This is a genomic window from Micromonospora sp. NPDC049301 (assembly GCF_040678715.1).
In the GTDB taxonomy this organism is placed as follows: domain Bacteria; phylum Actinomycetota; class Actinomycetes; order Mycobacteriales; family Micromonosporaceae; genus Micromonospora.
This window is the reverse complement of record NZ_JBFAQO010000003.1, coordinates 663,412-684,009: the sequence shown is the minus strand read 5'-3', so window position 1 is coordinate 684,009 and position 20,598 is coordinate 663,412. Positions and strand designations below refer to the sequence as shown.

Annotated in this window: 20 protein-coding genes; 1 reads left to right on the top strand and 19 read right to left on the bottom strand. The window is 72.8% G+C overall.

What is annotated here, in order from left to right:
- Window positions 1–6: 6 nt before the first annotated feature.
- From AB0K07_RS13015 to AB0K07_RS12985, 7 genes are all read right to left on the bottom strand, one after another.
- The gene (locus AB0K07_RS13015; RefSeq protein WP_363754210.1) at window positions 7–1,359 is read right to left on the bottom strand and encodes an ADP-ribosylglycohydrolase family protein; all 1,353 of its coding nucleotides are present in this window, start codon (window positions 1,357–1,359) and stop codon (window positions 7–9) included.
- Window positions 1,356–2,522 carry an ADP-ribosylglycohydrolase family protein gene (locus AB0K07_RS13010; RefSeq protein ID WP_363754207.1) on the bottom strand — a complete coding sequence of 389 codons (1,167 nt, stop codon included), beginning with the start codon at window positions 2,520–2,522 and terminating at the stop codon, window positions 1,356–1,358. The genes AB0K07_RS13015 and AB0K07_RS13010 overlap by 4 nt, the downstream gene beginning before the upstream one ends.
- Before the next feature lie 2 nt (window positions 2,523–2,524).
- Entirely contained in the window at window positions 2,525–3,817 is a 1,293-nt protein-coding gene (locus AB0K07_RS13005; protein ID WP_363754204.1) for a sugar ABC transporter substrate-binding protein, read from the bottom strand.
- Window positions 3,818–3,851: 34 nt separating this feature from the next.
- Window positions 3,852–4,691 carry a carbohydrate ABC transporter permease gene (locus tag AB0K07_RS13000; RefSeq protein WP_363754201.1) on the bottom strand — a complete coding sequence of 280 codons (840 nt, stop codon included), beginning with the start codon at window positions 4,689–4,691 and terminating at the stop codon, window positions 3,852–3,854.
- 1 nt (window position 4,692) lies between these two features.
- Window positions 4,693–5,628: a sugar ABC transporter permease gene (locus AB0K07_RS12995; protein ID WP_363754198.1), complete on the bottom strand. Its 936-nt coding sequence runs from the start codon at window positions 5,626–5,628 to the stop codon at window positions 4,693–4,695.
- Window positions 5,625–6,716 (bottom strand): LacI family DNA-binding transcriptional regulator, encoded by a 1,092-nt coding sequence (locus AB0K07_RS12990; RefSeq protein WP_363754195.1) that lies wholly within the window; start codon window positions 6,714–6,716, stop codon window positions 5,625–5,627. Before AB0K07_RS12990 ends, AB0K07_RS12995 begins: the two co-directional genes overlap by 4 nt.
- Before the next feature lie 267 nt (window positions 6,717–6,983).
- Window positions 6,984–7,163 (bottom strand): hypothetical protein, encoded by a 180-nt coding sequence (locus AB0K07_RS12985; RefSeq protein ID WP_363754193.1) that lies wholly within the window; start codon window positions 7,161–7,163, stop codon window positions 6,984–6,986.
- Between the two features lie 116 nt (window positions 7,164–7,279).
- Between AB0K07_RS12985 and AB0K07_RS12980 the strand changes: the two genes are divergently transcribed.
- The gene (locus AB0K07_RS12980) at window positions 7,280–7,450 is read left to right on the top strand and encodes a hypothetical protein (protein WP_363754190.1); all 171 of its coding nucleotides are present in this window, start codon (window positions 7,280–7,282) and stop codon (window positions 7,448–7,450) included.
- Window positions 7,451–7,647: 197 nt separating this feature from the next.
- Here AB0K07_RS12980 and AB0K07_RS12975 read toward each other — a convergent pair whose 3' ends face one another.
- The 12 genes from AB0K07_RS12975 to AB0K07_RS12920 all read right to left on the bottom strand — a co-directional run bounded on the left by AB0K07_RS12975 (window position 7,648) and on the right by AB0K07_RS12920 (window position 20,596).
- Window positions 7,648–8,586 (bottom strand): acetyltransferase, encoded by a 939-nt coding sequence (locus tag AB0K07_RS12975; protein ID WP_363754187.1) that lies wholly within the window; start codon window positions 8,584–8,586, stop codon window positions 7,648–7,650.
- A 32-nt stretch (window positions 8,587–8,618) separates the two neighbouring features.
- Complete coding sequence (locus AB0K07_RS12970; protein WP_363754184.1) at window positions 8,619–9,206, bottom strand: hypothetical protein; 588 nt, start codon at window positions 9,204–9,206, stop codon at window positions 8,619–8,621.
- Window positions 9,207–9,745: 539 nt separating this feature from the next.
- Window positions 9,746–10,687, bottom strand: a complete 942-nt coding sequence (locus AB0K07_RS12965) for a sensor histidine kinase (protein ID WP_363754182.1) — start codon at window positions 10,685–10,687, stop codon at window positions 9,746–9,748.
- A 127-nt stretch (window positions 10,688–10,814) separates the two neighbouring features.
- Window positions 10,815–12,032, bottom strand: a complete 1,218-nt coding sequence (locus tag AB0K07_RS12960) for a GAF domain-containing SpoIIE family protein phosphatase (RefSeq protein WP_363754180.1) — start codon at window positions 12,030–12,032, stop codon at window positions 10,815–10,817.
- Between the two features lie 39 nt (window positions 12,033–12,071).
- Window positions 12,072–12,617: a hypothetical protein gene (locus AB0K07_RS12955; protein ID WP_363754177.1), complete on the bottom strand. Its 546-nt coding sequence runs from the start codon at window positions 12,615–12,617 to the stop codon at window positions 12,072–12,074.
- Window positions 12,614–13,396 carry a hypothetical protein gene (locus AB0K07_RS12950; protein WP_363754175.1) on the bottom strand — a complete coding sequence of 261 codons (783 nt, stop codon included), beginning with the start codon at window positions 13,394–13,396 and terminating at the stop codon, window positions 12,614–12,616. Before AB0K07_RS12950 ends, AB0K07_RS12955 begins: the two co-directional genes overlap by 4 nt.
- A complete protein-coding gene (locus AB0K07_RS12945) occupies window positions 13,393–14,649 on the bottom strand; it encodes an MCE family protein (RefSeq protein ID WP_363754173.1) in 1,257 nt (418 codons plus the stop codon). The genes AB0K07_RS12950 and AB0K07_RS12945 overlap by 4 nt, the downstream gene beginning before the upstream one ends.
- A complete protein-coding gene (locus AB0K07_RS12940) occupies window positions 14,646–16,064 on the bottom strand; it encodes an MCE family protein (protein ID WP_363754170.1) in 1,419 nt (472 codons plus the stop codon). Before AB0K07_RS12940 ends, AB0K07_RS12945 begins: the two co-directional genes overlap by 4 nt.
- Window positions 16,061–17,311, bottom strand: coding sequence for an MCE family protein (locus AB0K07_RS12935; RefSeq protein WP_363754168.1), 1,251 nt, complete (start codon window positions 17,309–17,311; stop codon window positions 16,061–16,063). The genes AB0K07_RS12940 and AB0K07_RS12935 overlap by 4 nt, the downstream gene beginning before the upstream one ends.
- Entirely contained in the window at window positions 17,311–18,291 is a 981-nt protein-coding gene (locus AB0K07_RS12930; protein WP_363754166.1) for an MCE family protein, read from the bottom strand. Before AB0K07_RS12930 ends, AB0K07_RS12935 begins: the two co-directional genes overlap by 1 nt.
- Entirely contained in the window at window positions 18,288–19,319 is a 1,032-nt protein-coding gene (locus AB0K07_RS12925) for an MCE family protein (RefSeq protein ID WP_363754163.1), read from the bottom strand. Before AB0K07_RS12925 ends, AB0K07_RS12930 begins: the two co-directional genes overlap by 4 nt.
- Window positions 19,316–20,596 (bottom strand): MCE family protein, encoded by a 1,281-nt coding sequence (locus tag AB0K07_RS12920; RefSeq protein WP_363754161.1) that lies wholly within the window; start codon window positions 20,594–20,596, stop codon window positions 19,316–19,318. Before AB0K07_RS12920 ends, AB0K07_RS12925 begins: the two co-directional genes overlap by 4 nt.
- Between the last annotated feature and the right edge of the window lie 2 nt (window positions 20,597–20,598).

The following is a 20,598-nucleotide window of genomic DNA, read 5'->3' as shown; positions in this document are numbered from 1 at the left end:
GCCGGTTCACGACCCGCTCCCCGGCCGGGCCAGGGCCCGGGTCCGCTCGGCCAGCTCGTCGAAGCCGATGCCGTCGAAACCGGCGATGCTGCTGGCCAGCCGGTTGCGCAGCGGGGCGATCCACCGCGCCGGCAGCCCGGACGCCCCGGTGAGCGCCCCGGTCACCGCACCGACCGTCGCGCCGGTGGAGTCGGTGTCCCAGCCGCCGCTGACCACCGCGGTGATCGACCGCTCCAGATCGCCGCGGCCGTACGCCAGCGCGGCGGCCACCAGCGCGGCGTTGTTGCGCACGTGCACCCAGTGCAGGTGACCGTGGCGGGCGTACAGCTCGTCGACCACGCGTTCCCAGTCGTCGGTGCCCGCGCCGAGAGCGCGCGCCTCGCGGACCGTGGTCGCGAACCGGCTGCGCGGCGGCAGCACCGCGTCCGCCGCGTCCAGCACCTCGTCCACCGTGGAGGCGACCGGCGCGGCGGCGGCCAGCGCGGCTGCCCAGAGCGCGCCGTGCACGCCACCCCGGACGTGGCTGACGGTGGCGTCCCGGAAGGCCAGCTCGGCGGCCCGGTCCGGCCGGCCGGGGTTGACCCAGCCGTACACGTCGGTGCGGATCTGCGCGCCGATCCACTCCCGGAACGGGTTGTGCCGGCGGGCGCTCTGCGGTGGTGCGAGCCCGAGCAGCAGGTTCCGGTACGCCACCCGCTCGGCGGTGAAGACCCGCCCGCCGGGCAGCCAGTCCAGCCACGCCTGCGCCACGTCGGCGCTCGTGAAGTCACGACCGTGCGTCTCCAGCACCCGCAGGGCCAGCAGCGCGTAGTTCAGGTCGTCGTCCTCGGGCATGCCGTCGATGTTCTCGGCGAGGCTGGTCGGCGCGCTGCGCCGGTTCCACGGCCAGCGGGTGGCGACGTCGGCCGGCAGCCCCTTCGCGGTGAACCAGTCGCTCAGCGGCCACCGGCCGGTCGCGGTGAGGATGTCGCGGATCCCCTCCCGGGGGATCTTCTCCACCGGCTTGCCGAGCAGGCAGCCGGCCGCCCGGCCGAGCCACGCGCCGTGCAGCCGGTCGTGCGTCACCTCGGTCGGCAGCGACCAAATCGTCGGCCATCCGGCCCGGATCGCGGCCAGGTCGTCCGGCTCGTCGTCGGTGGCGACGGCGGGCAGCGCGTCGGCGGCATCCAGCAGCTCCGCCGCGAGCGCCCGCAGCGCCGGAGAGGCCGGGATCGGCGACGCCCCGCTGACCGGCGGGGTCAGGTCCCCGCCGGCCTCCGTCCACCGCCGGGCGAGGGCCGCGACGTCGCGGCCCTCGTCCCGACTGGCCGCCAGCTCGTGGGGCAGCAGGTCCTCCGGCTGGACCCAGGTGATCCTCACCGGGTCGGCTCCCCCGCCGAACCGGCGCCACCGGCCAACCCGGCGAAGCGCTCCGCGCGCCGCGTGAACCGGGCCTGGTCGCGCTCGAAGACCTCGCCTGCCACGGCCGCGAGGACGCGGGCCGGCTCCACCAGGTCCGTCCTGGAGGCGGTGGCGACCACCTCCGACCACTCCGCGGGCACCGCGGCGGCGCCGCCGAGCGCCCCGGCGATGGCAGCCGCCATGGTCGCCGTCGAGTCGGCGTCCCGGCCGTAGTTGACGGCGCCGAGCACCGCCGGGCGGAACTCGCCGCCGGCCACCACGAGCATGCCGATGGCCACCGGCAGCTCCTCGATGGCGTGCAGCCGGCTGGGCCGCCGCGCGCCGAGGCCGGGGTTGCGGTACTCCTCCCCCACCGTGTCGTAGGGGGCGACCGCGGCGCGCAGCGCCGGGATCGCCTGCTTCCAGTCGTGGTGGCCGCGGGCCTCCTTGACGACCGCGTCGATGGCCGCCCGGGTGCCGTCGCGGGCCAGGTCCAGGGCCGCGGTGACGACATCCTCGACGCCCGCGCCGGGGGTCGCCGCGGCGGCGACCGCCGCCGCGAAGACGGCGGCGGCCTCCCGCCCGTAGCTGTGCTGGTGCGCTCCGGCGATCTCCACCGCCTCGGCGTACGCCCCGGCCGGATCACCGGCGTTGACGATGCCGACCGGGGCCATGTACATGGCCGCACCACAGTTGACGATGTTGCCGACCCCGGCCTCGCGCGGATCCGCGTGGGCGTGGTGCAGGCGGGTGACCAGCCACCGCTCGGCGGCCGCGAGCCGGTGGAAGGTCACCCCCTCCCGCTCCAGGTCGGGGATGTAGACCACCCGCTCGATCAGGTCGGGGACCAGCAGCTCCACCACGTCGTACGCGTCGAGGTGGTCGCGTTTGGCCGCGTAGGCGCGGACCAGGGCGTGGGTCATCAACGTGTCGTCGGTGATGTGCCCGTCGCCCTTGTGGTACGGCGCGAGCGGTCGCGCGGTGGCCCAGTCGGCGTGGTACGGGGGCACGATGCCCTCGACCCAGCCGCCGAACCGCGCACGGATCTGCTCCGGTAGTGCCGTCTCGGTGGCGCCGCCGAGGGCGTCTCCGACCGCGGCGCCGACCAGGCAGCCGACCGATGTGTCGAGCAAGAGTGACATGTCTACCTCAGAACCTGCTTGCCACCGTCGACCAGCTGCGTACCGAGCTGATCGAGGGTGATCTTGTTGGCGAAGTACTGCTGGAGGGCCGGGGTGGCGTACTTGGTCTTCCACTCCGGGTAGCCGTCGGCCTGCTGGAACGGGGCGACGGTCAGGTCCGCGGCGCTGTCCGCGGCGACGTCCCAGCCCTGCTTGCCGGCGGTGAGCTTGACCAGCTCCTCGTTGGCCTGCTTGCCGGTCGGAACCAGCCAGTCACCCTTGGCCAGCGCGGCCATGTTGGTCGGGTTCAGGAAGTACTCGATGAACTGCGCGGCCTGCTTCTTGTGCTTGCTGTCCTCGGAGACCGACAGCGTCTGCGGGTTGGCTGCCTGCTTGGTGGAGAGTCCCTTGACCGGCGGCAGGGTGACCCACTCGAAGCCGGCCGGCGCCTGCTCGACCATCTGCTGACGCAGCGACACCGAGCCGGGCAGCATGGCGTACTTGCCGCCGAAGAAGCCGGGGAGGGTGTCCGCGCCGCTCATGCCGAGCGCCTCCGGGGACGCCGACTTCGCGGTGTAGATCATGTCGTGGATCCGCTTCGGGACCTCCTTCTCCGCGTCACCGACCCGGACCTCGGTGCGCCCGCCGTCGGTGTAGAAGAACTTCCCGTCGTAGTTGAGCGCCAGGTTGAGCACCCGGTTGGTCGGCGACTTCAGCGCCCACGCCACGCCGTACTGGCCGGGCTTGGTGAGCTTCTGCGCGTTGGCCTGGAACTCGTCCCAGGTCCAGCCACCGTCGGCCGGCGGCACCGTGACGCCGGCGGCGTCGAGCAGCTTCTTGTTGGCGATGACGACCTGCGACTCCAGCAGGAACGGCACACCGGCGACCTTGCCGTCGAAGGTGGCGGTGTCCCAGACTCCCTGGTCGATCTGGCCCTTCAGGTCGCCGGAGACGAGCCCGGAGAGGTCGGCCAGGTAGCCCTGCTTGCTGAACTCGCCGATCGAGGACGCCTCGTAGTGCACGATGTCCGGTGCGTCGCCGCCCTCGAAGGAGGTCAGCAGCTGGTCGTGCACCGAGTTCCAGTCACCCTGGACGTACTCGACCTGGATGTCGGGGTGCTCGGCGTTCCACTTGGCGACAAGGTCCTTGTTGACCTGCAGCGACTCCTTCTGCCAGGCGAGGCTGAGGAAGCGCAGTTTGACCGGGCCGGACGCGGCCTCGTCGCCGCCGCCGTCACCGCAGGCGGCGAGCGCGCCGAGGCCGACGACCGCGACCGCGGTGGCCGCGGCCAGTCGACGGAATCGGGTACGGAGCATGGGGGTACCTCCTTGGTGGTGGATGGGGGACGGTTCAGCCCTTGACCGCGCCGGCGAGCGACCCGGACGAGAGCCGGCGTTGCATGAACGCGAAGAAGATCAGGCTGGGCAGCGTGGCCAGCAGCGAACCGGCGGCCAGCGGCCCGAGTCGGGCGGTGCCCTCGATGCCGACGAACCGGGCCAGCGCCACCGGCAGGGTGGCCAGTTCCGGGGTCTTGATCAGCACGAGCGCGAAGAAGAACTCGTTCCAGGCGGAGATGAAGGAGAAGAGCGCGGTCGCGACCAGGCCCGGCGCGAGCAGCGGGAAGACCACCCGGCGCAGGACCTGCACCCGGCTCGCCCCGTCCACCGAGGCGGCCTCCTCCAGCTCCCGGGGGATGTTGCGGACGAAGCCCTGCAGCATCCACAGCGCGAACGGCAGCGCCCAGACCACGTAGATCAGCACCAGCCCGGCGTGCGTGTTGGCCAGGCCGACCTGCCGCAGCACCAGGAAGATCGGGATGATCAGCAGCACGAACGGGAAGAGCTGGGACAGCAGCACCCAGCCCAGCGCCGCGGTGCCGATCCGGGAGCGGAACCGGGCCAGCGCGTACGAAGCCGGCATGGCGACCAGCACGGTCAGCACCGCCGAGGCGAGCGAGACCTGGAGGCTGTTCAGCGCCGCCCGGCCCAGCTCCTGCTCGGTGAAGGCCTGGACGAAGTTCTGCACGGTCGGGTTGCTCGGGATCAGCGTGGGGTGCAGCCGCACCAGCTCGCGGGGCGGCTTGAACGCCGTCGAGACCAGCCAGACCAGCGGGAACCCGAGGAAGATCAGGTAGCCGGTGAGCGCCAGGTACTGCAATGCCCGCCCGGTACGGCTCGGCTTTCCGAACATGTCAGTTCGCCTCCCTCAGCCGGCGTCGGAGATAGACGGCGAGCAGCGCGATGATGAGCACGACCATCACGTTGCCGAGCGCGGCGGCGTAGCCGTAGTTGCCGTAGCGGAACGCCTCCTCGTAGGCGAAGAGCATCGGCAGCATGGTCTTGCCGCCCGGCCCGCCCGCGGTCAGCACGTAGACCAGGCCGAACGAGTTGAAGTTCCAGATGAAGTCCAGCGACGTGATCGCGACGATCACCGGGGCCAGGGCGGGCAGCGTGACGTGCCGGAACCGGTGCCACGTGCTGGCACCGTCCACGGCGGCCGCCTCGTGCAGCTCGCGGCCCACCCCCTGCAGGCCGGCGAGCAGGACGACGGTGGTCTGCGGCATGCCGGCCCACACCCCGACCAGGATCACGGCGGGCAGCGCGGTGCTGAAGTCGCCGAGCCAGTTGGTCCGCAGCCCGTCGGCGCCGATCCGGTGGAAGAACTCGTTGAGCAGGCCGGCGTCCGGGTGGTAGACGAGCTTCCAGAGGATGCCGACCACGACCGGCGGCATCGCCCACGGCACTACGGCGAGCACCCGGGCCAGGCCCCGGAAGCGCAGCTGCTGGTTGAGCAGCAGCGCCAGCCCGAGGGCCAGCAGGAACTGGAGCACGGTCACCCCGAACGCCCAGAGCAGCCCGATCTTGAACGAGTTCCAGAACAGCTCGTCGCCGAGGAGTTCGCGGTAGTTGGCCAGGCCGGTGAAGGACACCTCGACGTTGCGCCCGGCCCGGGCGTCGGTGAAGCCGAGGTAGATGCCGCGCAGCAGGGGGAACACCGACAGCACCAGGATCGGCAGCAGCGACGGCAGCAGCAGCAGGTAGATGGCGGTCCGGTCGGAACGGAACCGGCTCGGCCGGCGGGCCGGCCCGGCCCGTTCGACGTCCGGCCGCTCGGCCAGCGTGGTCATGAGGTCACCCCTTCGCTGGTCGGGTGGGTGGTCGGTGGGTCGCCCGGGCGGGGGGCCGGCAGCGCCGCGCCACTGGACGCGCGGACGGCGAGGCTCGGCGGCACCTGCTCGCGCCGCGGCGGCAGGTTCGGGTCGGCGATGCGTTGCAGGAGCAGCTCGGCGGCCCGGCGACCGCGTTCGGCCGAGCCGAGCGAGACGCTGGAGAGCTGGGGGAACATCATCCGGGCCAGCTCGGTGTCGTCCATGCCGACGACGGCGACGTCCTGCGGCACCCGACGCCCGGCGGCGAGCAGGGCGTGCAGCGCCCCGACCGCGATCAGGTCGTTGGCGCAGACCAGGGCGTCCGGGTCGGTGCGGGCGAGCAGCCGCTCGGTGGCGGCGCGGCCGGCGGCGTACTGGAAGTCGCCGACCTCGATCAGGTCCTCGTCGAGCGGGATGTCGTGTCGCGCCAGGGCGGCCCGGAAGCCGGCGTCACGCGCGGCGCCCGGGACGGTGTCGAGCGGACCGTTGACGAAGCCGATCCGGCGCCGGCCGCTGGCGACGAGGTGGTCCACGGCCAGCGCCACACCGTGGCGGGAGTCGGTACGCACGTTGTCCACGGCGGCGTCCGCGCCGAGCTGACCGACCACCACCACCGGCACCGGGCTGTCCACCAGCGCGGTCAGATGGTCGGCGGTGACCCGGATCGGCGAGACGATCATCCCGTCCACGTAGCGGTTGGCCAGCCGGCGCAGCAGGGCGGTCTCGTTGTCGATCCGCCCGCCGGTGGCGTGCACCAGCAGCTGGCGCCCGGAGGAGGCGACCACGGCCTCGATGGCGCGCATCATCTCCACGTAGACCGGGTTGCCGATGTCCTCGACGGCGAGCGCGACCAGGCCGGTGCGCTGCGACTGCAGCGACCGGGCGATCGCGTTGGGCACGTAGCCGACCTCGGCCGCCGCGGCGCGTACCTTGCGGACCGTCTCCGGGCTGCCGCCGATCCCGTTGAGCACCCGCGAGGCGGACGCGATGGAGACACCGGCCCGGGCGGCGACCGTGTGCACCGTGGGCCGGCCGTCAGCCGGTTCCTGTAAACGTTTACGACCCACGTTCGGCACCTCCACCCCTTAGCTGTAAACGTTTCCGGGAGTCTGCGCCGCGCACGGCGGAGAGGTCAAGGGCTCGTTACGAAAACGTTTCCAACAGTGGACGTCCCGGACGCGCCTCGTTGATGCGTCATCCCGCCCGGCGCGTCCTGACGCACGCCTCTTGATCAACGCCGTGCGGACCGCCGGCGGTGAGGGTGATCTCCCGGCCCGGCCAGGGGGATCTGCGTCGCCGGTGGTGGCCGGCTAGCTCACCGCGAGCAGCCGGCGTCAGGTCCCGCCCATGCTCGACGAGCTGTTGTCCGACGAGTTTCCCGGCCGGGATGTGTATCGGCCCGCCAGTCGGCCCGCCCGCGCACGACGCCCCAGCGCGCTGATGATCGTGAGCAGCAGCGCGGCGAAGAGCAGGATTCCCCCGCCCAGCAGAGCCGAGATCGTCCCGAACGACATGCTCGACGATCCCTCTGCGGCCACGACCCGCGCAGCTAAAGGAGATCCTGACACGATCGGGCGGTGCGGGCACCCGCCCGCAGGGAGTCGATGGTGAGGTCGAGGGCGGCCTCGAGATGATCGGTCCTGCCGGTGGAGAGCAGCAGCAGCACGCCGCCCTGAATGCCGGCCAGCAGCGCGGCGGCGGGTACCAGTCCTGGGTGGTGAGCCCCGGTCTCGGCATCGGGGACAAGCCGACCGGGTACGCCCCACCGGTGTTCAACGGCGCCACCCAGCCCGCCAACTGACCGCGCACCGCAAGGGCCTTCGCGGCATCGCCGCGAAGGCCCTTGCGCGCCCGCCGGCTCCCCGCCGCCACCCGCCGTCGGGCCCAGCCGGATGCGACCAGCGGGTGGCGGCGGTCCGGTGACGCCGGGATCAGTGGTGGTGCAGGGCCGCGGCCAGCTCGCGGCGCGACCCGTGGCGCCAGGGCGTACCCGATCGGCTAACCCCGATGGTCGGCGGAGACCGCCGGACCGGGCGGGACCGGCGACGTCCCGGCTGCCGGTGCGAAGACGACCCGCGAGCGCAGCTGCCGGAACCCCGTCCGTTCCAGCTCCGCCAGCACCGCCACCCGGTGCGCGTCCACGTCGGCGATCACCTCCCGGGCGCCGCCGGCCGCCAGCACCCGGACGGCCTCGGCCAGCAACTCACCCCGGACGGCCTCGTCGAGCACCCCGAGGTAGGCGATGAGTGGGTAGCAGGCGTCCCCGGCTGGTCCGACCAGCCCGACCGGCTCAGCGTCCTCCAGCGCGACTCGCCAGTCCCCCGCCGGACCGCCGAGCCAGGCGAGGGGGTCGGTGGCCAGGTCGACGCCGCTGACCAACCGCGCTATCTCCACGCCGGTCAGCACGTCCGGCTCGGTGATCCGGGCGACCAGGGCGTTGATCTCCGTTGGGTCGGCGGCCGGGCGGAAGGTGTACCGCCCGGAGAAGGCGGGCAACGGGGTGCCCGTCCAGGAGCATCTCACCCGCTCCCCCCGCTCGACGAGGCCGGCGAGCCGGGCCGCCGCCATGGGCGCCTCCATCACGGCCAGCACCTCCGGCCGGCGCCGCCAGTGCGCCGGCATGGCGGCGAAGTACAGGCCGGGACCGCCGAGTGCCTCGTGGGCGGCGCGCAGCAGCGCGGCGCCCACCTCCGGTTCGGCGTCCAGGTCGAACCGCTCCAACCAGGGAGCGCCGACGGCACCCGGCGGGAGGAGCCAGGCGGCCCGCCCGACCACCCGGCCGTCCCAGAGGGCGACCCAGGTGGTCTCGGGTCGGTAGCCGCCCCCGGCGATCCCGTCGGCGTAGCCGACCTTGCGCAGTTGGGGCAGCGGATCGGGCATGGAGTCGAACAGGTGTTCCTCGCCCGCGACGAGCGGACGGATGACCAGGTTGGTCATGGGTTGATCCTCCGGAAAGCGAGCGCCCCGGGTCAGATCCGCGTAAACGCCGGGGCGCGGAGGGGGCGCAGAACATCGGACATTGTTCTGACCTCCTCCCGGCTCGACGGCGTGCCCGAAAACCTACTCGAGGCGCTCGCCGGCCCGCAAGACCGCGCCCGGTTGCGGTCGGGGGTGGCCCGGGCGCCGGTCACAGCGGCGGATTGGGTCAGCTGCCGGCCAGGGCCGCCGGTCACGGGCACGCCGAGGTGGGCGAGGAGCGCGACGACCTGGTGATCGAGTTCGATGCCCACCCGCGCGATGTGGGCGTTGCCGAAGGAGGCGAAGGCGTGACTCGGCTGCTCGATGCGAAAGCACGTGCCGCCGCCGTCGTCGCTGGTGATCACCGTGCGCGACGGCGCGAACAACATGACCGCCGGATCGTGCCGGAACATGCGCTCGGCGGTGCTGTGGTTGCCCATCAGGTACTCGACGTCGTAGGGCGGCACGGCCTCTTCGTACCGCCGGCGGAACTCCGCGAAGGGGCAATCGACCGGGACGTCCAGCCGCCGAGCCTGGTAGCGGTGCTCGGTGACCTGCCCGCCGTCATCGCCCCAGCGCCTCCTCGCCGACCGCTCCAACCTCGTCCGTGTTGAGGTACTTCATCCCGGCCTTCAGCGGTCCTGGCGATTATGGCGAATAGTCGGACGGCAGCGACGGCCGTGGACGCGCATGCCGCCGACGGCGCCGTCCTGGCGTATCGACGGCGTGAAAACAGGCGCGTCGGCCGTCTGGAGCGCGTGAAGATCCTTGTCCGCGGCCGAGGGTGTGGGGTGTGCTGGACGACGTCGGGGTGAAGGACCACCCCGAGCGAGGTGAGAAGGACGACGGTGGCGAGGTCCAAGCGGCGCATCCCGGCGGGCGTGTACGAGCCCGTCCCTGGCGTACGGACGCTCGGTGCGGCCCAGACAGCGCCCGAGCCTCCGCGGCCTCCGGGGTGCATACGCCCGTAGCCCGGTCGCTCTCACCGCGCCGCGCGACGGGCCCGGGTCGGTTCGACCCGGCCCGTCGCGCCCCCACCGGCGGTACGCCGGATCATGCGCGGCGTCACGCCCCGATGGCAGCCTCCGGAGTGTGTGACCGCTGGCGTGCCGTGGCTGCCCCCTGTCGCCCTCGGGCGTCAGCGGTGCATGTGCAGGCGGATCGTGGTGGCGCCCGGCACGGTGTGGACGCGCACGAGGTCGCAGAGTTGGTTGACCAGGAGGAGCCCTCGGCTGCCGGTCTGCTGCGGCGGCACGGGAATCCGGCCGGCGAGCGGGTTCGTGATGTGCCCGGTATCGGTGAGCTGGCAGATCACCCGCGTGTCGTCGGTCCAGACCGCGAGGGTGCCACCGGCGGCGGTGTGCCGGACCGTGTTGGCGGCCAGTTCGCTGACCGCCAGGGTGAGGTCGGAGACCCGGTCCGGGGACAGGCCGGCGGCGGTGGCCTCGGCGGTCACCACCCGGCGGATGAGCGAGAGGGCGTGCAGGTCAATGGTGATGGTCGTCGCCTGGGCGGGCGGGTCCTGCAAGGGCAGGTTGAACCCCGCGGCCACCGCGACCGGGTCCGTGTAGTGCGGGCTCTCCCGCACCACACCGTCCAGGTGGAGGGTGGGATGGGTGCGGTGGGCGTCGTCGAGCCAGCGTCGGTCGAGGCGGCTGGTGTCGTACGGGCAGAGGATGGTGGCCGGCCGGCCGACGAACGCCGCGTTGATCAGGGCCTCGTGCTGGGCGCACGCGGGATACTCGGTCGCGGTGCGGCCGGCCCAGATCGGTTCACCGATGATGCGTACCCGCCTGCCGGCGTGCGCGGCGGCGAAGGCGAGCAGGACACCCGGGATGATCCGCCCGGGGTTGCGCCCGGCCACGCTCATGTCGTGCAGCTGGACCCTGCCCGCGTCGGCGCCGAGCGCGGTCCGGATGTGGTCGAGGTTGTCCCCGGGGACGGCGACCATGACCGGCTCGTCGGCGGTGAGACCGGCCCGGATGAACGGCACCGTGCCGGCCAGGTACTCGTCCTGGTCCGCGTAGAAGAGAGCGGGGTGCGCGAAACTATCGGACCTGGTGGCGACGGAGATACTCAAGCTGCGGCCTCCGAGGTGCGTGATCCGGCCACCGCGTCGGCCCCGGCAGGATCAGCCCGGGGACCTGCGTGGCACCGGTCAGCTGCAGTGTACGGGTGACAGCTCGGGAACGGTCCGTCAGTGTCGCTCACGGGATACGTCGGTTGGCCGAGTGGATGGCGAGCAGAGCGATGTCGTCGGTGGTCTGTTCGGCGGCGAGCGTGGTCATGACCCGGGCGCAGACCGTCTCGGCGGGGCCGGCTTCAACGGCTGCGCAGAGCCGCCCGATGCCGACGTCGATGACCTCGCCACGGCGTTCGACGAGCCCGTCGGTGTAGCAGATCAGCAGCGCGTCGGGGGGAAACGCCACCTCGGTGCACCGGCGGGCCGGCTGGCGAGGGCCGACACCCAAGGGAAGATCAACGGGAATGGTCAGCGTGGCGGCCGGTTGTCCCGGTGCGGCCAGGACGGGTTGCAGGTGCCCGGCGAGGGACACCCGGATCGCCGTACGGTCCGGGGAGATCATGGCGTAGAGGACCGTGGCGAGGTTCCCGGTCTCGAAGTGGTGGACCTTACGATCGAGCAGCGTCAGCGCGGTGGCCGGATCGTCGCAGACCAGAGCGTAGGCGCGCAGAGCGCTGCGGAGACGCCCCATGACGACCGCCGACTGCAGCCCGTGGCCGGACACGTCGCCGATGACGACACCCAGCCAACCGGAGGGCAGGGTGAACACGTCGTACCAGTCGCCGCCGACGCCGGCGTCGTGACCGGGTACGTAACGGGCGGCCATGTCCACACCCGGCGCGTCGGGCAGGTGGGTGGGCAGCAGGCTGCGCTGCAGCGCCAGGGCGGCGCTGCGGTCGAGGCCACTCGCCCGGGTCCGGCTGGCGAGGCTCGCCCGGTCGGCGGCGAGTTGCAGCAGTTGCACATCGTCGTCAGTGAACCGGTGCGTCCGCAGGCAGCCGACATGCAGTACGCCGATCAGCTCGCCGCCGGCGAGCATCGGCACACCCAACAACGAGCGCACTCCCCGGCCGAACAGATCCGGGTCGTCGGCGGCTGTGACGTTCTCCACGACGACGGGCTGCTTCTCCCCGGCGATCCGGCCGGCGAAGCCGCGGCCGACGGGGATCCGGGCACCCTCCCGGACCGCGTCGCTCAGCCCCTTCGTCGCGGTGGCCACCAACTGCTGGGCGTGCAGGTCCAGCAGCAGGACGGCCGCGGTGTCGACACCCAGCACCTCTCCGACACGATCGACCAGCTCTTCCAGAAGGTCCTTGACGTCAAGCTGGGACAGCGCGGCGTCGGTGACCGCCTCGATACGACGAAGCCGCTCGTCGCTCCCGCTGCCCTGCACGTCAATCACGTGCAGGAGCCTAACCCCTCCCCGACCAGGAACCGACAATCAGATGGCCGCTGCCCTGGAAACCTTCCACTCCCCGTCCACCGGGACCAGGGTGAGCACCACCCGGTTCTGGTCGACCTTCTCGCCTGCGGTGTTCACGTTGCGCCGGTACTGGTTGACGTAGACGAGCAACTCGACCCGTTCGGCGGTCGCGGTCACCACGCCCGTCGCGGACACCTCGGCCGCCACGACCGCCTGCTGGGTGGTCGCGGTCTGTTTCAACGCCGCCGTGGTCTGCTCGTACTCCGTGCCGAACTGCCCGGTGGCGAAGGTGCGGCCGTTGGCGACGCTGTCGTCGAACGTGCGGTAGTCGTAGGAGAAGATGGCCTTGGCGGCGGCGGGCGCGGTGGCCAGCGCCTGGCGTACGGCGTCGTCCCGCCGCTCGGCGCGGTGGTCGCCCCACCAGCCGGCGCCGGCGACGGCGGCCGCGAGGACGATCGCGACGACCAGGGCCGGGACGAGCCGGATCCGGGTGGAACGCAGCCGGGGAACGCGCGGCCGTCGCGGGAATCGGACCAGGGTGCGCACGTGTCTTTCCTCTCTCATCCGACGAACTGCAGACGCGACACGAGCCACCGCCCGGATGCCGTGTCGTGGACGATGTCCAGCTGGATCCGGTAGTGCGACGGCCGCCCCTCGGGTGCCTTGACGTTCTTGACGGTGGCGTCGACGGCGACCAGTACGACCGCTCGACGGCGATCTCCGGAGACCAGCCCGGCCCGCAGCACCGTTCCACGCGAGTCGACCTTGTTCTCCACGACCGCGGCGCGGACCTGCGACTGACCCCGGGTGAACTCGTCCTTGAAGTCGCCGGTGGCTCCGGCGGTGATCCGCTGGATGTCCCGGTCGACGCTGGCCGCGCTGACCGAGACGAAGTTGACGCTGGCCTGTTTGGCGGCGGCGAGGGCCTGCTGCCGGGCCTGGGCCGTCGCCCGGTCGACGTACCAGCGGTGTCCCGTCACGCCGCCGGCCGCGACCGTCGCGGCGAGCACGGCCACGAGCAGGATGACCAGCGACCGTCGCCGGGTGGCCGACGTGGCCCGCTCGCCCGTGCGGCGGGCACCCGAGGCGTCCTCCGGCGAGCTGTCCGCGCTCGCCGGATCGTCTCCGCTCGCCGGGTCAGCCGCATCCGCCGGGTCCTCGACCGGCTCCTGGTCGAGCCGCTTCAGCAGCTCCTCGATCGGCTCGACCGGTCGGGGAACCTGGCGGGGCACGATCCGGCGCTGCGACGCGCGGCCAGGTACCCCGGGCTTCGCCCCCTTGATGACTTTCAGCGTGTGGTCCCTCCGGGCCCGCATCTGCGCCTCCTTCTTCGCGTCGCTCACGGCGTCACCCCGGCCAGCAGCAACTGCTTCCACGACTGGTCCCCGGCCGTCCGGGACTGGCCCCCGGTGCCGCCGAACTGCAACGGCCGGCCGTCCGAGCCGAGGACCAGGCCGGTCGCCGGGTCGTACCCGCCGGGCTCGGCCCCGCCGGTCGGGGCGCCGCCGGACGCCCCCGGGTCGGGAGCCGGTTCCCGGCCGCCCGGTCGGGGGGCGTTGGCGGCGCCGCGCACGCTGGCGCCGGCCGCCCGCTCCCCCGCGTCGCAGGTGGTTCGGCCACCCCCGTACACGCAGGACGGCGGATCGTCGACGTTGAGGACCAGGCCGAGGTGGGCGGTGCCGTCGCCCGGGGTGACGGTGAAGCTGCCGGCGACGGCGATCGGGTACACCACCAGCAGTTGCTCGATGCCGGGCAACCGCCGGGCGGCGATGCCGTTGACAGTCACCAGGTTGCCGAGCAGCGTGCCGACCGTCGGTTCCAGCCCCCGCAGCAACGCGACCAGTTCCCGGCCGGCGGGCGGCCCTGCCGCGAGCAGCCGCCGCAGGTCGGGGTCGGCGTCGCGGACGGTGGCCGCCAGCTGGGCCAGGCCCGCCGCCCACCGGCGCAGCGCCTGCGCCGACTCCGCCTGGGTGGTGAGCACGGTTCGTCCGTCGTCGATCAGCGCGAGTGTCTCCGGCAGGCGGGTGGTCGCATCGGTCAGCAGCGCGTCCCCGTCGTCCAGGATCCGCGCCAGGGCCAGCTCGTTGCCCTCGAACGCGGCGCCGAGTTCGGTGATCAGGACGCTGAGATCCTCCGGCCCGACGGAGCGCACCAGGGCGTCGAGGTTGCTCAGCAGGACCTCCGGCGCGAGCGGGACACCGGTCCGCTCGACCGGGATCACCGCGCCGTCGGTGAGGTACGGCCCGCTGTCGCGCTCCGGACGCAGGTCCACGTACTGCTCGCCGACGGCGGAGCGGTGCGCCACCACGGCCCGCAGGTCGTCGGGTACCCGGACGTCGCGCTGCATCCGCAGGTCGGCCCGGACCCCGTCACCGCGTAGGGCGACCGCGGCGACCCGGCCGACGGGCACGCCGCGGTAGGTGACCGGGGCGTTGGGGAAGATGCCGCCAGCGCGGGCGAGGTCCAGGTGGACGACGTAGCTTCCGCCGAGCAGTCGGTCGCCCAGCCCGACGTAGCGCACGCCGACGTAGCTGACGCCGAGCACGCTCACCAGCAGGAACGCCAGCACCTGGACCTTCGCGGTACGTCCGATCATGGCTGCAACCCCCCGGACAGCAGGTTCGGCAGGGTGCCGATCTGTCCGATCACCGCGCCGGTCAGCGGCAGGACGCACTGTGCCGTCAGGACCGTGCCGGCGGGCAGTTCGGTCCCGACGGGAAAGACCGTGCCCGGTGGCACGAGGCCCTTCGGCAGGATCAGCCCGCCGATGGGCACCGTCGAGCCGGGCTTGAGCAGGACGCAGCCCTCCGGCAGCTGACAGTCCTTCGGCGGCGTCCAGGTCGGGGGGAAGTTGAGCGGGTCGGGCAGGCACTTCAGGATCGGCAGGTCGGGCAGCGGGCGGGACCCGCCGCCGGGCCGCGGCACGGTCGGTGTGGCGCCACCGGCCGCCGGTGCCCCGCGGGGGTTGGCGCCCTTTGCCGGCGTGCGCGGACGGGCGGGCGTGGCGGGGGCAGCGGCGACCAGGTTCGCCAGGATCGACGCCGAGTCGAGGTCGGCGGTGATGGAGAGGTTGACGAAGTCGCCGACGATCGCGCCGGTGACATTGGGTGGGAACGGGAACGACAGCATGAAGTCCAGCGACTTCGGCAGGTCGTCCCCGGCACGTGTCAGCTGCTCCAGGATCGGTTGCAGCGCCCGTACGTCGGCCAGCGTGTCGTCGCGGCTCCGGTTGACCACCCGGGTGCCGACGTCGCCCAACCGGTCCAGTGCGGCCAGCGCCCGGGTCAGTTGGGCGCGCTGCCCGGCCAGCACGGTCAGGCCCGGGGCGAGGGAGTCCACGGCCTCGCCGAGCACCTGCTTCTGACGATCCAGCCGGCCGCTGAGCCGGTCCAGGGCGTCGAGGGCGCGGACCAGGTCGGCCTTCTGCTTGTCCAGCCCGCCGATGAACGTGTCCAGCTGCTCCAGCGCGTCCCGGACGCCGGGCTCCCGTCCGTCCAGGGCGGCGCCGAGCTCCTGGTTGATGGTCCTCAGCTGCGCCAGGCCACCGCCGTTGAGCAGCAGCCCGAGCGCGGCGAGGACCTCCTCCACCTCGGCACCGCGAGCGGTCCGCGACAGCGGGATGAGGTCACCGTCGGCGAGCCGACCGGAGGAGGCGCCGGTGGGTGGCGGCGCGACCGTCACGTACTTCTCGCCCAGCAGGCTGCTCTGCCGTACCGCGGCCGTCGCGTTGGACGGCAGGCGTACGTCCGCGCCGAGGCGCAGGGTGACCCGGGCGGTCCAGCCGGCCAGGGAGATCTTCTCCACGCTGCCGACCGTCACGTCGTCGACCTTCACGGCGGCCTGTGGCACCAGGTCGAGCACGTCGCTGAACTCGGCGGTGACGGCGTACCCGTCGCCCTTCGGGGCGCCGCCGGGCAGCGGCAGGTCGGCGAGGTCGGGCAGGCCGCACCCGGACGGCAGCATCACCACCACGATCGCGCACGCCAGGGTCCGCAGGATGCGGGCGCTCATGACACACCGCGCAGGATGCCGCCGAGGGTGGGGTCGCTGGTGATGCCGGGGCCGCCCGGCGCCTGGTCGGGGATCGGCGCACCGGGGGAACTGAGGGGAGGTTTCCCCGGTGAGGACCCGCCGGTCGCCGGGGCGCCGGGCGGCAGCTTGAGGAGCTTGCGGAGCTGGTCGGTCATGGGCAGCCCGCGCGAGTGCAGGGTCTGCGCGAGTGCCCGGCACTTGGCGGGCACCTTTGCCGCGGGCAGCTGGTCGGTGATCAGCGAGCAGGCGAACCCGGCGGGGTCGTAGGGACCCATCACGTTGTCCCGGGTGTCCAGGGTGCCCGACCGCGGGTTGTACGCCAGGTTGAGGTTGCCCAGGGCGAGCGGGGCGACGTCGAGGATGTCGATGACGGCCTGTTGCTGGCGGACCAGGATGCCGGTGATGTCCGCCAGCGCGGCGACGTTGGAGGTCAACGCGTCGCGGTTCTGCCGCACGAACGTGGTCACGTCGGCCAGCGCGGTGGAGAGGTTGCGCAGCGCGGCGGCCAGTTCGTCGCGCTCCCCGGCCAGTTGCTGGGCGACGTCGGCCAACTGCTGGTTGAAGGCGCGCACCTCACGGTCGCTGCGGGCCAGCGCGGTGGTGAAGCGCTGGAGGTTGACGACCGACCCGAAGAGGTCCTGCCGCCCGTCGGAGAGGGTGGCCAGTGCCCGGGACAGGCCGTCGAGGGTGTCATGCAGGTGCTGGCCGTTGCCCTCCAGGTTGGCGCGGCCGGTGGCGACCAGGTCGGACAGGGCGCCGTCGCGGTTGGCGCCCTCCGGGCCGAGGGTGCGGTTGAAGTCGTCGAGCGCCTGGTAGATGTCGTCGATCTCCATCGGGGCGGCGGTCCGTTCCAGCGGTATCTCGGCGCCGTCGGCGAGCGCGGCGCCGCCGGCGTAGGCGGGAGTGAGCTGGATGTAGCGGTCGCTGACCACGCTGGGCGGGACGATGAGCGCCTGGGCGTCGGCGGGAACGGCGATCCCCGGGTCGTAGGACATGGTCACCTCGACGGTGCGGCCCTGCGGGCTCACCTCGACCACCTCACCGACGCGGACGCCCAGCACCCGCACGTCCGATCCGGGGTACACGCCGACGGCGCGGGTGAAGTGGGCGACGACCCGCCGTGGGGGTTTGCCGTCCCGGAGAACGACCACGCCGGCGGCGACGGCCACCAGCAGGACGGTGGTGACGGCGACCGGCCGGCGCCACCGCTGGATGGGACCGGGCATCAGCGGCCTCCCGTGGGCTGGTACGGCTGGAGCAGACCGGAGACGTACGAGTCGAACCAGCGCCCGTTTCCCACCACGTTGGCGAACGCGGTGACGAAGGGGCCCATCCGCTGGATGGTCTTCTCCAGGTCGTCCCGGTTGCGTTGCAGGATGGCGACGACCTCCCGCAGCTTGTGCAGCGCGGGAGCGAGCTGGGCGCGGTTGTCGGTGACCAGGCCGGACAGCTGGGTGGCGAGGTCGTCGGTGCCGACGAGCAGCTTGTGGATGGCGTCCCGACGCCGGCTCACCTCGCTCAGCAGCGCCTCGCCGTCGGTGACCAGTGCGCGGAACTCGTCGTCCCGAGTGGCGAGCACGGCGGTCACCTGCCGGGCGCGGTCGAGCAGCGCCCGCAGTTCGGCGTCGCGTCCGGCAACGGTCCGGGAGAGCCGGGAGAGGCCGACCAGGGAGGCGTCGACGCTCGCGGGGGTGTCGGCGAAGGTCTCGGACAGGGTGGTGAAGGCGGCGGCCAACTGGTCGGTGTCGACCTTGTCGAGGGTGTCGGCGAGCCCGGTGACCGCCTGCACCACGTCGAACGGCGCCGCGGTGCGGGCGAGGGGGATCTGCCCGCCCTCGCGCAACCGACCCGGCCCGGCCGGCGAGAGGGCCAGGTACTTCTGGCCGAGCACCGTCTTGATCCTGATCGTGGCGCCGGTGTCGGTGCCCAGCCGGACGCTGTCGTCGTCCACCCGGAACCCGACCCGCACGTACGCCGCGCCGTCGCGGGCGAGTTCCACGGCGGTCACCTTGCCGACCCGCACCCCGGCGACCCGCACCTCGTTGCCGGTGACGAGGCCGCTGGCGTCGTGGAAGGCCGCCTCGTAGCCGCGTCCGGTGAGGTCGGCCAGCCGGTCGAGCTGGAAGGCGCCCAGCAGCACGGCGACGATCAGCGCCAGCCCGAGCGTGCCGACGACCACCGGGTTGCGTTCCCGAAACGGTGTCACTGGCTGCCTCCGGCGCATCGGGCGGCCGGGGCGCTGAAGGTGGGCAGGTCGAGCGGTGCCCGGCCCGACACCGCCACGTTGCCGTCGAAGTCGCAGAGGTAGAAGTTGAACCACGAGCCGTAGGACGCGACGCGGGTCAGGGACTCGTACCGCTCCGGCAGCCGCCCGAGGGTGCTGTCGATGACGGCCGCGTTGCGGTTGAGGGTGCCGGAGAGCTCGTCCAGGGCGCGCACGTCCGCGGCGAGCGGTGGTCGTACGTCGCGCAGCAGCGAGGACGTGGCGGTGGTCAGCTCACCGATGCTGACCAGCGACTCGCCGATGGCCGTGCGGTCGGCGGACAGCCCGGAGACGAACTGCTGGAGCTGGCTGATGCTCTGGTCCAGGTTCTGGTCCCGGTCGGCCAGCGTGCCCAGGACGCCGTTGAGGTTGGTGATGACCCGCCCGATGACGGCGTCCCGGTCGGCGAGGGTGTTGGTCAGCGACGCGGTGCGTTGCAGCAGGCTGCTGACCGTGCCGCCCTCGCCCTGGAGCACCTGGATGATCTCGTAGGCGAGCTTGTTGACGTCCTCGGGCCTGAGCGCCGTGAACAGGGGCCGGAAGCCGTTGAACAACACTGTGAGGTCCAGGGCCGGTGTCGTCTGGCCGAGCGGGATCAGGCCGTCGGGCCGCAGTGGACGCCCCTCCCCCGGCCCCTCGCTCAGCGCCACGTACCGCTGGCCCACCAGGTTGCGGTAGCGGACCTTGGCGCGGACGCTGGTGGCCACCGGAACGTCGGAGGTGACCGTGAAGGCCACCTCGGCGAGCGTGTCGTCGACGACCGTGATGCCGCGGACCCGACCGACCTGCACACCGGCGACGCGGACGTCGTCGCCGGGGAGCAGGCCGGTGACGTCGGTGAACCGGGCCCGGTAGGTGACCCCGCCCGGTGGGAAGGCACCGAGGGTCTGCGCGAGCAGGGCCGTCAGCAGCAGGGTCACCGCGGCGAAGACCACCAGCTTCAGCAGGGGCGCCATGGTCCTGTTGCTCATCGCGCGTTCACCACCCCTCCTCTCAGCAGCGGCCCCCAGAGCAGGACCGCGATGTCGGGGACCTCCGCGGGCAGGATGCCGGTGACGGCACCGACCAGCGGCTTGACCAGCGCGCGCTCCTCGCCGGTGGCGGCCCGGCCCATTGCCGGGGAACCGGCGGCGGGCACGGCCGCCGCCACGCCGACCGGCAAGGGGGTACGCGGGCGAGCGCCGCTGTGGTCGTAACCGTCGACGACCGGCACGTTGGGCGCCGGTTGCCCCGGCTGGGGCAGGCCTCGGCACTGCGGCCCGTCGTGCGCGCCGTAGACGGGCTCGTCGCGGCCCTTCTCGTACTTGCCGCCGTCGCGGGTGACCTCCAGGGTGACGTGCATCCGCCCGCCGGCGAAGACCTTCTCGACCTGGGGTTGCAGGGCGACCAGGCCGCTCATCAGGCACGGGTACTCGGGGGCGTACGTGGCGAGCAGTTCGAGCACCGGGCGGCTCACCTGGCCGAGTTCGATGATCTGGTCGCCGTGCCGGTCGAGGAAGCCGCGGGTGGCGTCGGCGGTGTCGGTGGTGTCGGCGAGGAACGCCGCCAGCTGTGCGCGTTGGTCGGTGACGGTGCGGGCGGTGACGGTGACGTCCCGCAGCAGGGCGAGCAGGTCGGGCAGGGCGGCGTCGTAGCTGTCGAGCACGACGGCGAGCTTGCGGACGTCCTCGGCGATGGCCGGCATCGCCGGGTTCAACTGCCGCAGGTACGCACCGAGCCGCTCGATGTTCGCGCCGAGCTGTTCGCCGCGCCCGTCGAGGGCGGTCGCGATCGCGCCCAGCGTCGCGGCGAGCTGTTCGGGCCGCACCGCCTGGAGCAGCGGCAGCGCCTCGTCGAGGACGCGTTCCAGCTCGACGGCGGTGTGGCTGCGGTCCTGGGGGATGACCGCGCCGTCACGGATCGGTACGCCGGTGCCGCCGGCCGGCACCAGCTCGACGTACCGCTCGCCGAAGAGCGTCTTGGGCAGCAGCCGCGCGCTGACGTCGCCGGGTATCAGCGGCGTGGTGGCCGGGTCGAGGGCGAGCCGGATGGTCGCGCCGGCGCCCGTGCTGTCGACCGAGCGAACGTCGCCGACGACGACCCCGCGGACCTTGACGTCGGCGCCGGGGCTGAGCTGCAGGCCGGACCGGCCGGCCTCCAGCGTGACCCAGGTGACCGGCGTGAACGCCTTGCGGTACTGCAGCACGGAGGCGGTCAACGCAGCGGTCAGCACGGCGATGAACACGATGCCGAGGATGCGATGTCTCATGG